The organism is Pseudomonas sp. N040 (genome assembly GCF_015637705.1).
Classification (GTDB): Bacteria; Pseudomonadota; Gammaproteobacteria; order Pseudomonadales; family Pseudomonadaceae; genus Aquipseudomonas.
In genome coordinates, this window is record NZ_JADOBE010000005.1 from 109451 (window position 1) to 122028 (window position 12578).

A 12578-nucleotide genomic window follows, 5' to 3' on the forward strand; every position below is an offset into this window, starting at 1 on the left:
GCGGCGGGCGCGAGTTTGCTCGTTGTTTTGCTGAATCGCTGATCCAGCAACTTACGGACCCGTCGATGCAGGATATCCTTGTCATTGGTGCCGGAGTCATCGGCCAGCTTTCTGCCCTACAGCTGGCCAGTGCGGGGCTGCGGGTTACTCTCGTGGATGCGGCCCAGGCGGGCCAGGAATCCTCTTGGGCCGGTGGCGGCATCATTTCCCCCCTTTACCCTTGGCGCTACAGCCCGGCGGTGACGGCGCTGGCGCAGTGGTCACAGGCCTTCTACCCGCGCCTGGCCGGGCAGTTGCTGGCGCAGACGAATATCGATCCGGAAGTACATGCCACCGGGCTGTTCTGGCTTGACCTGGAAGATGAGATGCTGGCGCTGCAGTGGGCGCAGGCGCTCGGCAAGCCGCTGGTGCCGGTCGACATGGCACAGGTCAGGACGGTGATCCCGGCCCTGGGGGACGGTTTTACTCGGGCAGTGCATATGCCCGGGCTGGCCAATGTGCGCAATCCGCGCCTGCTCAAGGCGCTACGGGTAGCACTGCTGCAGTTACCGAATCTATGCCTGCAGGAAAACGCTGCAGTCACCGGCTTCATTACCGAAGCAGGCCGGGTTTGTGGCGTGCAGACCCGTCAGGGACAGCTGCGGGCTGGGCAAGTGGTGCTGGCGGCGGGGGCCTGGAGCGGCGAGTTGCTTGCCGGTCTGGACATCCAGCTGCCGGTCGAGCCGGTGAAAGGGCAGATGATTCTCTACCAGTGTGCCGCGGACTTTTTACCGGCGATGGTGCTGGGCAAGGGCCGCTATGCGATACCGCGCCGCGATGGCCATGTGCTGGTCGGCAGCACGCTGGAGCATGCCGGTTTCGACAAGACCCCCACCGGGGATGCCCTGGCGAGTCTAAAGGCTTCGGCCGAGGCCTTGTTGCCTGCACTGGCGCAAGCTGAAGTGGTCGGGCATTGGGCTGGCTTGCGCCCAGGCTCGCCGGAGGGAATTCCGTTTATCGGCGAAGTTCCCGCTTTTCCGGGGCTCTGGCTGAACTGCGGGCATTATCGCAATGGCCTGGTGCTGGCGCCGGCCTCCTGCGAGCTGCTGAAGAACCTGCTGCTGGATGAGTCGCCGATTGTTGATCCGGGGCCTTATTCTCCGGCGGGGCGGCTTGGTTCCTGCGCCTAACCCTCTAGCTGCTAGGCGAGGGGACATTCGGATTTTGCCGAGCATGTTGTGCGTTGGTAGGAGCCAGCTTGCTGGCGATCAGCTCATCCAAATCGCCAGCAAGCTGGCTCCTACAACACTTGGTTGTGTTTAGTCGATGCCTAGCTTTTTCAGCCGGTAGCGCATCGAGCGGAAGCTCAGGCCGAGGCGTTCAGCCGCAGCCGTGCGGTTCCAGCGGGTTTCTTCCAAGGCTTGCATGATCAGTTTGCGCTCGATGCTTTCCAGATAGTCTTCGAGGTTGTCGATTTGCGCCAGCGATGCCTCTCCATTCTCCTTGCAGCCTGACGCTTCAGTCAGGCGCAGGTCGTCTGCCTTGATCAGGTTGTCTTCGCACAGGGTGTAGGCGCGCTCGAGCATGTTCTCCAGCTCGCGCACGTTGCCCGGGAAGCGGTAGCACATGAGCTTGTCCAGAGCCTCGCTGCTCAGTATGGCCGCGCCCAGTCCGGTGCTTTCGGACAGGCGCTTGAGCATGCTGTCGGTGAGCAAACCCATATCTTCACGGCGCTCGCGCAGTGGCGGAACGCGCAATTCGATGACATTGAGGCGGTAGAACAGATCCTGGCGGAAGTTGCCCGCAGCCACCTCAGCGGCCAGATCCTTGTGCGTGGCGCACAGGATGCGCACATCGACCACGGCTTCCTGCTGGCTGCCCACTGCGCGCACCGATTTTTCCTGGATGGCGCGCAACAGCTTGACCTGCATGGGCAGGGGCAAGTCGGCCACTTCATCGAGAAACAGTGTGCCGCCGCTGGCGGCCTGGAACAGTCCCTGCTTGTCTTCCGTGGCGCCGGTGAAGCTGCCCTTGCGGTGGCCGAAGAATTCGCTTTCCATCAGTTCCGAGGGGATCGCGCCACAGTTCACTGGTACGAAAGGGCGCTCATGCCGTGGCCCCTGCTCGTGCATCAGGCGCGCGACCAGCTCCTTGCCACTCCCGGATTCGCCGCTGATGTAGATTGGTGCCTGGCTGCGCGCGAGTTTGATGATTTGCTTGCGCAAGGTCTGCATCGGTGGTGACTCGCCCAGCAGGCGATTCTCCAGCGGGGCGCCGCTGTTGGTGCTGTCCGGTATACGGAGAGCAGTGGCGACCAGCTCGCGCAGGCGGGCCAGGTCCAGGGGCTTGGTCAGGAAGTCGAAAGCGCCCGCCTTGAGCGCATTGATCGCGGTGTCGAGACTGCCGTAAGCGGTGATCATGGCCACCGGAGTCTGCGGATGGCGTTGCTGGATGTGCTGTACCAGTTCCAGTCCGGTGCCGTCCGGCAGGCGCATGTCGGTCAGGCACAGGTCAAAGGTTTCCGTGGCCAGCCATTCGCGGGCCTCCTTGACGTTGCGCGCGCTGCGGGTGTCCAGTCGGAGGCGGCCGAGGGTGATTTCCAGCAGTTCGCGGATATCCGGTTCATCATCGACGATCAGGGCTTTCTGCCGGTTGGTCATGTTCGGCTCAGTTTGCGTGGGTGGGCGAAGGTGATGCGGAAGCAGCTGCCGCCGTGCTCGCTGGGTTTGTAGTCGAGCCGGGCCTGATTGCTTTCGCACAGCTCGCGGGAGATGTACAGGCCAAGCCCGGTGCCCTTGGTCTCGGTGGTATAGAACGGCTCGAAAATATTATCCAGGCGCTCCGGCGCCACGCCGGGGCCATCGTCATGCACTTCCATGACCGGTAGTTCGCTCTGCGGGTCGATGAACAGCTTGATCCACAGCTGCGCAGCGGGGTTGTCCAGCTGGCTGTAGCGCAAGCCATTCTGCACCAGATTGGTCAGCACCTGATGCAGTTGATCCGGATCCATGCGGGAATGCAGGCCAGGCTCGTCAGCCAGGAGATGAATGGTCTGCGCTGCCGGTGCACTGCTGCGAAACTCGAGGACGTAGTTGTGCAGCCAGGCGCTGAGATCCAGCAGCTTCGGTTCGGCCGCCCGTCGCCGGGACAGTTGCAGGACGTTTTCAATGACCAGATTCATGCGGCGTGACTGGTCCTGAATGATCTGTGCTAGGCGCTGGTCGCCGGCGGTCAGGCTTTCCGACTCCAGCAGTAACTGGGCGGCGTGGCTGATGGCGCCCAGCGGATTGCGGATCTCATGGGCAATGCCGGCGGTCAGGCGGCCGAGCGAGACCAGCTTGAGTTGTTGTGCCTGCTGGGCGATCCGTGAAATGTCATCGAGAAAGACCAGAGTGTGCAGCTGGTTGCCGTGCGGCAGAGTGACGAAGTTCGGTTGCAGCGAGGTACCGGACTTGGTGTGCAGGCTCTGCGGGATCAGTGTCGGGTTCTGTTGCCAGTCGCGCAAACGCTTGTGCAGTTCCGGTTGCCAGACCGCCAGTTCGCTGCCCGGTCGGCCTTCGGCTCCCAGCAGCCGCGTAGCGCTGGGGTTGTTCAGCAACAGTTTCAGGCGCGGATCCAGCAACAGGATGCCGGTACGCATGCGCTGCAGGATGCGCGTGTTGAGTGCTTCCAGATTGGCGACATCGATGGCGCGCTGGGCGGCGATCGATTCGGTCTGCTGCAGCCGGTTGGTCAGGTTTTGTACGAACAGGGCAACGGCAAAACTGAGCAGGCCCAGCAGTCCGGCTTGCAGGTACTGGTTGCTGGCTGTGGGTCGGCTCAGGCTCAGGTAGAACGTCAGGTAAATCAGGCCAATCGCGGCGACCGCCGCTATCAGCAGGCCGACGCGGCCACGCAGCAGGATATTGGCGATGGCGACCGAGACAATCAGCAGGTTGCCGATGCCGCTGGTAATGCCTCCGGCGGCATAGAGCAGCCAGGACAGCAGCAGCACATCGACCAGCGCCATGCTGAAAACCGCCAGCAGGTGGCCGGGCTTGCGCAGTGCGATGGTGAACAGCAGGCTGTTGATCAGGTAAGCCCAGCTGCCATAGCGGAACAGGTTGGCGCTGGTCAGGTTGAGCAGCTCCAGATCGAAGTTGCTCGAAGTCAGGGCGACCAGTGCGGCGCCGATGATCAGCCGGTACAGATGCGACAGGCGCAGGACGCGCCGGCCTTGCTCACCACTCAGCGTCAGGACTTCACTGGTCACTCTGGCGCGGACCCAGTTCCAGGTGCCGGGTGCTGCAGTACCAGTTACCGGCGCTTTCCTGCGCTTCGCGCTGCGGTACATGCAGGCCGCAATGGGCACAACGCACCATCGGTTGCGTCTCGCTCTGGCTCGGCGGCTGAGCGGCTGCCGGGTTCTTGAGGCGTCGCCAGAGCCAGACGGCGGCAACAATGAGAGCAATCCAGATTAGCAGGCGAAACATCGGTCTAAGACCTTTCGTGGGGGGGGATGGTCGCAGTGTAGCGAAGCTGCATGGCGCAGCACAGGCTTCTGCACGCGCCGTTGTTCAAGCGGTCGACGATGCGGGACAATGCACAGATCAGGAGCAGCTGTTCTACGGCTGCCGCGGTCATTGATGGAGAGGTTCATGAGCAAGATCTTGCGGGTGGTGATGGCCCAGCTGAATCTTCGGGTCGGTGATGTGCACGGGAACGTCGAGCGCATGATCGAGGCGGCGGTGACTGCGCGCGATCAGTGGCAGGCAGACCTGATTGTGTTCCCCGAGCTCTCGCTGTGTGGCTATCCGCCGGAAGATCTGCTGTTGCGCTCGAGCATGCAGCGTCGCATTGAACAAGGCTTGCTGCGCCTGCGTGAGGAGGTTCACGGCATTTACCTGGTGGTTGGTTATCCCTGGCTGGAGGACGAGAAGCGCTTCAACGCCTGTGCAGTGATTGCCGATGGCGAGTTGCTGGCCAGCTATTTCAAGCAGAACCTGCCGAATTACCGGGTGTTTGACGAGAAGCGTTATTTCGTTCCGGGCAATCAGCCTTGCGTGGTTGATATCAAGGGCGTGCCGGTGGCGTTGACCATCTGCGAGGACATCTGGTTTGCCGAGCCGGTGCGTCAGGCCCGTGAAGCCGGCGCCCGTCTGCTGCTCAGCCTGAATGCCTCGCCGTTCCATCTGGACAAGCAGCGCGAACGCGAAGAGGTGCTGGCGCAGCGGGCGCGCGAAGGCGGTATGCCGATCATCTATGTGAACCAGGTGGGCGGGCAGGACGAGCTGGTGTTCGACGGTGGCAGCTGCGCGGTTGACGCCAATGGCTGTATCCGCCAGCGCGCACCGGGTTTTGCCGAAGGCCTGCATCCGGTTGACCTGCTGGTGGAAGGGGGGCGCCTGAGTCCGCGGCAGGCCAGTTGTGCGGCACTGCCGGAACTGGAACAAAGCGTTTATCAGGCGCTGGTTGTCGGGGTGCGCGACTATGTGCAGAAGAATGGCTTCAAGGGCGTGCTGCTTGGCTTGTCTGGCGGCATCGACTCAGCACTCACGCTGGCCGTGGCGGTGGATGCGCTGGGCGCCGAGTGCGTGGAAGCGGTGATGATGCCGTATCACTACACAGCCCAGATCAGCCTGCAAGATGCCGAAGCGCAAGCCCATGCCTTGGGCGTGACCTATCGGGTGCTGCCGATCGCGCCGATGGTCGAGGCTTTCATGTCCACGCTGGCGCCGGTTTTCAGCGGGCTGGGGCGCGACACCACGGAAGAAAACCTGCAGGCACGGTGTCGCGGCACGCTGCTGATGGCGATGTCCAACAAGAAGGGTTACCTGGTGCTGACAACCGGCAACAAGAGCGAGATGGCCGTCGGTTACGCCACCCTCTACGGCGACATGGCCGGTGGTTTCGATGTGCTCAAGGATGTGCCCAAGACGCTGGTGTTCCGCCTGGCTGAATACCGCAATACGCTGGGTGCGGTGATACCGCAGCGGGTAATCGATCGGCCGCCGTCTGCCGAACTGGCTCCCGACCAGAAGGACGAAGACTCGTTGCCGCCGTATCCGGTACTCGACGAGATCCTCAAGCTGTATATCGAGTTTGATCTGTCCGCCAATGCCATCATCGCCGAGGGGGTTGACGAGGACACCGTGCGCCGGGTGCTGCGGCTGGTCGACCTGAACGAATACAAGCGCCGCCAGGCGGCGGTTGGCGTGCGCGTGACCCAGCGTGGCTTTGGCCGGGATCGCCGCTACCCGATCACCTCTGGCTGGCGCCTGGGCGACTGAGGCGGAACTCGGGCTGGAAAGGGGCAGGGTCTTGCGTGGCTTGGCAGGGCGAGCGTCTGCTTTGTCCATCGGCTGACAACCAGACTGCGCTAAGCCATGCGTCGAGAATGGAGAAGGGAGGCCGCGGCCTCCCTTCTTTTTACTCTCCGGTTCTCTCGTCGAGTTCGGTCTCGGTGTTGAGGTCGTCGTCGAAGTTGGGGTCCTCAACGGTGACGCCCTGCACTTCTTCCGGCTCATCAGTGAACAGGCCGAAGGTCAGGACATCGAACCATTGGATGTTGTAGTCCTCCATCTCAATGTCTTCACCGGCCTCTTCGACATTCTTCTGCAGCTCTTCGCGGTTTTCCGGCTGCAGTTCGTCCGGGATTTCTTCCTGGGCATTTTCGTACTGGCGGATCACGTCGCGGCTGGCGCGGGTTTCGCCCGGCGGCAGGGGTTCATCGCTCTCGATCAGCGCCAGCGTGGTCTTGGCCAGCCAGGAGCGTTCGCTTTCCGGCGTCTCGCGCGGGACAAACTGGCCGTCTACCAGGCTTGGGTTGTCCGGGTAGTTGAGTTTCAGGACAGCCAGGCTGGTGGCGGCAACGTCATCCATGCCCAGCTTCTGGTACGCCTCGACCATCACCGCCAGGCCGTCGCCAACCGAAGGGGTTTCCTGGAAGTTCTCGACCACATAGCGCCCGCGGTTGGCAGCCGCCACATAGGCACCGCGGCGGATGTAATAGTCGGCAACATGGATTTCATAGGCTGCCAGCAGGTTGCGCAGGTAAATCATGCGCTGCTTGGCATCGGGCGCATAACGGCTGTTGGGAAAGCGGCTGGTCAGCTGGGCGAAGTCGTTGAAGGAGTCACGCGCCGCGCCAGGATCGCGCTTGGTCATGTCCAGTGGCAGGAAGCGCGCCAGCAAGCCGCTGTCCTGGTCATAAGCCGCCAGGCCTTTCAGGTAGTAGGCGTAGTCGACGTTGGCGTTCTGTGGATTGAGGCGGATGAAACGGTCAGCCGACGAGCGTGCGGCTTCAGGCTCGGAGTTCTTGTAGTAGGCGTAGATAAGCTCCAGCTGGGCCTGTGCAGCATATTGGCCAAACGGGTAACGCGACTCCAGGGCTTTGAGCCGGGTGATGGCGGTGGTGTAGCTTTCGCTATCCAGTTCGTCCATGGCCTGCTGGTAGAGTTCGGTTTCGCTCAGGTTCTCGTCGACCTCGCTGCTTGAACAGGCAGCTGTCAGGGCGATGAAGGCAAGAAGCAGCAGGTGTTTCACTTGCATGGCGGCTGTTGTCCCTGTGACGGTCGGCTATATTGGCCTGTGCCGTCCTGTTATGATGTGCGCCCCGGGCTCGCCGGGACAAAGACGCAGTATTTAACCACAGCGTGCGGCCGAAACCAAAAGCTGCGCCTCCCTCCGCAGTAGCCCATGCCCAACGACCCCGATCAGCTTATTGAACTTACCGCCGAAGTGCCCACTGCACTGGGTGGTCAACGCCTCGACCAGATAGCTGCGCAGCTGTTTGGCGAGTACTCGCGCTCGCGCCTGTCCGGCTGGATCAAGGACGGGCGGCTGACGGTGGATGGTGCGGTGCTGCGGCCGCGCGATATCGTGCATGGCGGCGCCGTGCTGTGCCTGCAGGCCGAACAGGAAGCACAGGGCGAGTGGATAGCGCAGGACATTCCGCTGAACATCGTCTATGAGGACGAGCATCTGCTGGTGATCGACAAGCCGGCCGGGCTGGTTGTGCATCCGGCTGCCGGGCACGCCGACGGCACCTTGCTGAATGCCTTGCTGCACCATGTGCCGGACCTCATCAATGTGCCGCGCGCCGGAATCGTGCACCGTCTGGACAAGGACACCACCGGGTTGATGGTGGTGGCCAAGACCCTGCAGGCGCAGACCAAATTGGTTGATCAGCTGCAAAAGCGCACGGTCAGCCGGATTTATGAATGCATCGTGATCGGCGTGATCACCTCGGGCGGCAAGATTGATGCGCCGATCGGCCGCAGTTCGTCGCAGCGCCAGCGCATGGCGATCAGCGATGGCGGCAAGCCGGCCGTCAGTCATTACCGCGTGCTGGAACGCTTTCGCTCGCATACCTATGCACGGGTCAAGCTGGAAACCGGCCGCACCCACCAGATTCGCGTGCACATGACCCACGTCGGCTTCCCTTTGGTAGGTGATCAGTTGTATGGCGGCCGTTTCCGCATCCCGCCCGCGGCCAATCCGACCATGCTGCAGGCGCTCAAGGAGTTTCCGCGCCAGGCCCTGCATGCGCGCTTCCTCGAACTCGAGCATCCGCTGACTGGTGAGCGGATGAAGTGGGAATCGCCTCTGCCGGAAGATTTTGTCTGGTTGCTGACCCTGTTGCGGCAGGATCGTGAAGCCTTCGTCGGATGAGCCTCGGGCTTGAGCGCGGCAACCTGCTGATTCCCGACTGGCCGGCACCAGCCAGGGTGCGCAGTTGCATTACCACGCGGGCGGGCGGCGTCAGTTTGCCCCCCTTCGCTACCTTCAATCTCGGCTCGCATGTGGATGACCAGCCGCAGGCCGTTGCCGAGAACCGGCGCCGGCTTGCTACGACGCTGGGCTGTCAGCCGGCCTGGCTGGAGCAGGTCCACGGCATCCGGGTCGTCGAAGCTGATCCGCTGCGGGTTGCCGAGGCTGATGCCAGCTGGACGGCTACCCCCGGGATTGCCAGCGTGGTGCTCACCGCAGACTGCCTGCCGCTGTTGTTCTGTGACCGTGGCGGTACCCGTGTCGCCGCGGCCCATGCCGGCTGGCGCGGGCTGGCCGCTGGCGTGCTGGAGGCAACCCTCGACGCCCTCGGGGTGCCGGCAGAGCAGGTGCTGGTTTGGCTCGGCCCGGCGATTGGCCCGCAGGCATTCGAGGTGGGTGGCGAAGTGCGCGACATCTTCCTGGCCCAACACCCCCAGGCTGCCGAAGCGTTCGTTGCCAGCCGCAATCCGGGGCGCTTCATGGCGGATATCTACCAGCTGGCACGCATCCGGCTGGCGGCCTGCGGCGTCAGCGCCATCTATGGTGGCGGCGGCTGCACTTACTCGGATCCACGCTTCTTCTCCTATCGGCGCGCGGCGCGTACCGGGCGTTTTGCCAGCCTGATCTGGCTGGCCAACTGACGCATATCAAAAGCCTCCGGCTTGAATAGCGCAGAATCATCCTCATCTAGTGTTCATCTTGGCGGGTTTTCGTGTGGAGCACGCATCGTTCCAGCCTGCCCATAACCTGAGGGTGACTACATGCGAATCGATCGTTTGACCAGCAAGCTGCAACTGGCGTTGTCGGATGCGCAATCCGTGGCTGTCGGTATGGATCATCCGGCCATCGAGCCGGTGCATCTGCTGCAGGCTCTGCTCGAGCAGCAGGGCGGCGCCATCAAGCCGCTGCTGATGCAGGTCGGCTTTGACATCAACGCGCTGCGCAGCGCATTGACCCGCGAGCTCGACCGTCTGCCGAAGATCCAGAACCCCACCGGTGACGTGAACCTGTCGCAGGATCTGTCACGCCTGCTGAACCAGGCCGACCGCCTGTCCCAGCAGAAGGGCGACCAGTACATTTCCAGTGAACTGGTGTTGCTGGCCGCGATGGACGGGGGCACCACGCTGGGCAAGCTGCTGCTCGCCCAGGGCGTGTCGAAAAAAGCCCTGGAAAATGCCGTTGCCAACCTGCGCGGCGGCGATGCGGTGAATGACCCGAATGCCGAGGAGTCCCGTCAGGCCCTCGACAAGTACACCGTCGACATGACCAAGCGTGCCGAAGAGGGGAAGCTGGATCCGGTGATCGGCCGCGATGATGAAATCCGCCGGACCATCCAGGTGCTGCAGCGGCGCACCAAGAACAACCCGGTGCTGATCGGCGAGCCCGGTGTGGGCAAGACGGCGATTGTCGAAGGCCTGGCCCAGCGCATCATCAATGGCGAGGTGCCGGATGGCCTCAAGGGCAAGCGCCTGCTCTCGCTGGACATGGGTTCGCTGATCGCCGGCGCCAAGTTCCGCGGCGAGTTCGAGGAGCGCCTGAAGGCGGTGCTCAACGAGTTGGGCAAGCAGGAAGGGCAGGTAATCCTGTTCATCGACGAGCTGCATACCATGGTTGGTGCCGGCAAGGCCGAAGGCTCCATGGATGCCGGCAACATGCTCAAGCCGGCGCTGGCGCGCGGCGAGCTGCATTGCGTCGGCGCTACCACGCTGGATGAGTATCGCCAGTACATCGAGAAGGATGCGGCGCTCGAGCGCCGCTTCCAGAAGGTGCTGGTGGACGAGCCGAGCGAGGAGGACACCATCGCCATCCTGCGCGGCCTCAAGGAGCGCTACGAGGTTCACCACGGGGTCACCATCACCGACGGGGCGATCATTGCCGCGGCCAAACTCTCGCATCGCTATATCACCGACCGCCAGCTGCCGGACAAGGCGATCGACCTGATCGATGAGGCGGCTAGCCGCATCCGCATGGAGATCGACTCCAAGCCGGAAGAACTGGATCGCCTGGAACGTCGCCTGATCCAGCTGAAGATCGAGCGTGAAGCGCTGAAGCGCGAAGAAGACGAAGCGGCCTTGAAGCGCCTGGAAAAGCTCAAGGATGACATTGCGCGGCTGGAGCGGGAGTACGCTGACCTGGAAGAAATCTGGAAAGCCGAAAAAGCCGAGGTGCAGGGTTCTGCGCAGATTCAGCAGAAGATCGAGCAGGCCCGCCAGGAAATGGAGGCGGCCCGGCGCAAGGGCGACCTGGAGGCCATGGCGCGCATCCAGTACCAGACCATTCCGGACCTCGAGCGCAGCCAGCAGATGGCTGAGCAGCATGGCAAGGCCGAGAATCAGCTGTTGCGCAACAAGGTCACCGACGAGGAAATTGCCGAGGTGGTGTCCAAGTGGACCGGCATTCCGGTTGCCAAGATGCTCGAAGGCGAGCGGGACAAGCTGTTGCGCATGGAAGACATGCTGCACACCCGGGTGATCGGCCAGCATGAGGCAGTAGTGGCCGTGTCCAATGCGGTACGCCGCTCGCGCGCCGGGTTGGCCGATCCTGACCGCCCCAGCGGTTCCTTCCTGTTTCTCGGTCCGACCGGGGTGGGCAAGACCGAGCTGTGCAAGGCGCTCGCCGAATTCCTCTTCGACACCGAGGAGGCGATGGTTCGTATCGACATGTCCGAGTTCATGGAGAAGCATTCGGTGGCGCGGCTGATCGGTGCTCCGCCCGGCTATGTCGGCTATGAAGAAGGTGGTTATCTGACCGAAGCGGTACGGCGCAAGCCCTATTCGGTAGTGTTGCTGGATGAGGTCGAGAAGGCCCACCCGGATGTGTTCAATGTGCTGCTGCAGGTGCTCGAAGATGGCCGGCTGACGGATAGTCACGGACGCACGGTTGATTTCCGCAATACGGTGGTGGTGATGACGTCCAACCTGGGCTCCTCGCAGATCCAGGAGCTGGTCGGTGATCGCGAAGCACAGCGAGCGGCCGTCATGGATGCCATCAGCCAGCACTTCCGTCCGGAATTCATCAACCGTATCGATGAAGTGGTGGTCTTTGACGCGCTGGCCCGCGAACAGATTGCCGGTATCGCCGACATCCAGCTGCAGCGCCTGCGCAAGCGTCTGGCCGAGCGTGACCTGCGGCTGCAGCTGAGCCCCGAGGCGATGGACAAGCTGGTGGCCGTCGGTTACGACCCGGTCTATGGGGCCCGGCCACTGAAGCGGGCCCTGCAGCGCTGGGTGGAAAACCCGCTGGCGCAACTGATCCTGCAGGGCAAGTTTGCCCCGGAAACGCTGATCAGCGGCACGGTTCAGGGTGATGAAATCGTCTTCAGCTGAGTGCTGGGCTCCCCTGGTCACGCCGTTGGCAGGGCCGGGGTTTTGACTAGGTCATCGTTAAGTGTTGGCTTGCAGCGGTGCTGTAGGGTGGGTTAGCCGCAAAGCGGCGTAACCCACCATCGATGCAAAAGGCATCGCCCCTGCAGAGGCGCGTGCAACAGTTAACGGGTACAGCGTCTCATGGTTGGCCGAGATGGCGTAGCAGCACACCCCAGGCGGTTGCCTGCTCGCCCGTCATGTCAATGATCTGGAAGCCTGCCCAGCCATGCTGCGAGTGAGCGCCCTCACGGCTCCACAGGCAGTCAGCCTCCAGGGTGACCGAGCCAATGCCTTCCACTGGACGTGCCGGCACCAGGCGAAACTGCAGCACGGCGTCGGCCTCTACCGGCGCTTCACAGAACAGCATGAAGCCTTCGCTGGATAGATCTGCCAGGCGTCCCAGGCGCTCGCCGGAATGCAGCTCGTAGGCTTCAACCTGCAGGTTCAGGGTGTACCGGTCATGCTGGCGACGGTTGTCCATGG

At 62.7% G+C, this 12578-nt stretch carries 9 protein-coding genes and 1 pseudogene; 5 read left to right on the top strand and 5 right to left on the bottom strand.

What is annotated here, in order from left to right:
- Nucleotides 1-65 precede the first annotated feature (65 nt).
- The gene (thiO, locus tag ISX93_RS09150; protein ID WP_195778420.1) at nucleotides 66-1169 is read left to right on the top strand and encodes a glycine oxidase ThiO; all 1104 of its coding nucleotides are present in this window, start codon (nucleotides 66-68) and stop codon (nucleotides 1167-1169) included.
- Nucleotides 1170-1298: 129 nt separating this feature from the next.
- On the opposite strand, the gene ISX93_RS09155 is transcribed toward thiO, so the two are convergent.
- From ISX93_RS09155 to ISX93_RS09165, 3 genes are read right to left on the bottom strand one after another with little or no spacing between them, the layout of a single operon-like run.
- Entirely contained in the window at nucleotides 1299-2639 is a 1341-nt protein-coding gene (locus tag ISX93_RS09155) for a sigma-54-dependent transcriptional regulator (protein ID WP_195778421.1), read from the bottom strand.
- Complete coding sequence (locus ISX93_RS09160) at nucleotides 2636-4231, bottom strand: sensor histidine kinase (protein WP_195778422.1); 1596 nt, start codon at nucleotides 4229-4231, stop codon at nucleotides 2636-2638. The genes ISX93_RS09155 and ISX93_RS09160 overlap by 4 nt, the downstream gene beginning before the upstream one ends.
- A complete protein-coding gene (locus ISX93_RS09165; RefSeq protein ID WP_195778423.1) occupies nucleotides 4221-4451 on the bottom strand; it encodes a PP0621 family protein in 231 nt (76 codons plus the stop codon). Before ISX93_RS09165 ends, ISX93_RS09160 begins: the two co-directional genes overlap by 11 nt.
- Before the next feature lie 165 nt (nucleotides 4452-4616).
- On the opposite strand from ISX93_RS09165, the gene ISX93_RS09170 reads away from it, so the two are divergent.
- Nucleotides 4617-6248 carry an NAD+ synthase gene (locus ISX93_RS09170; RefSeq protein WP_195778424.1) on the top strand — a complete coding sequence of 544 codons (1632 nt, stop codon included), beginning with the start codon at nucleotides 4617-4619 and terminating at the stop codon, nucleotides 6246-6248.
- Between the two features lie 336 nt (nucleotides 6249-6584).
- On the opposite strand, the pseudogene ISX93_RS09175 reads toward ISX93_RS09170, so the two are convergent.
- Nucleotides 6585-7509 (bottom strand): annotated as a pseudogene (locus tag ISX93_RS09175) (outer membrane protein assembly factor BamD); the annotation flags it as partial.
- A gap of 147 nt (nucleotides 7510-7656) precedes the next feature.
- On the opposite strand from ISX93_RS09175, the gene rluD reads away from it, so the two are divergent.
- The 3 genes from rluD (at nucleotide 7657) to clpB (ending at nucleotide 12056) form a co-directional block, all read left to right on the top strand.
- Nucleotides 7657-8631 (top strand): 23S rRNA pseudouridine(1911/1915/1917) synthase RluD, encoded by a 975-nt coding sequence (gene rluD, locus ISX93_RS09180; protein ID WP_195778426.1) that lies wholly within the window; start codon nucleotides 7657-7659, stop codon nucleotides 8629-8631.
- A complete protein-coding gene (gene pgeF / locus ISX93_RS09185) occupies nucleotides 8628-9371 on the top strand; it encodes a peptidoglycan editing factor PgeF (RefSeq protein ID WP_195778427.1) in 744 nt (247 codons plus the stop codon). Before rluD ends, pgeF begins: the two co-directional genes overlap by 4 nt.
- Nucleotides 9372-9491: 120 nt before the next feature.
- A complete protein-coding gene (gene clpB / locus ISX93_RS09190; RefSeq protein ID WP_195778428.1) occupies nucleotides 9492-12056 on the top strand; it encodes an ATP-dependent chaperone ClpB in 2565 nt (854 codons plus the stop codon).
- Between the two features lie 178 nt (nucleotides 12057-12234).
- On the opposite strand, the gene ISX93_RS09195 is transcribed toward clpB, so the two are convergent.
- Nucleotides 12235-12576, bottom strand: coding sequence for a PilZ domain-containing protein (locus ISX93_RS09195; protein ID WP_195778429.1), 342 nt, complete (start codon nucleotides 12574-12576; stop codon nucleotides 12235-12237).
- Nucleotides 12577-12578: the final 2 nt, after the last annotated feature.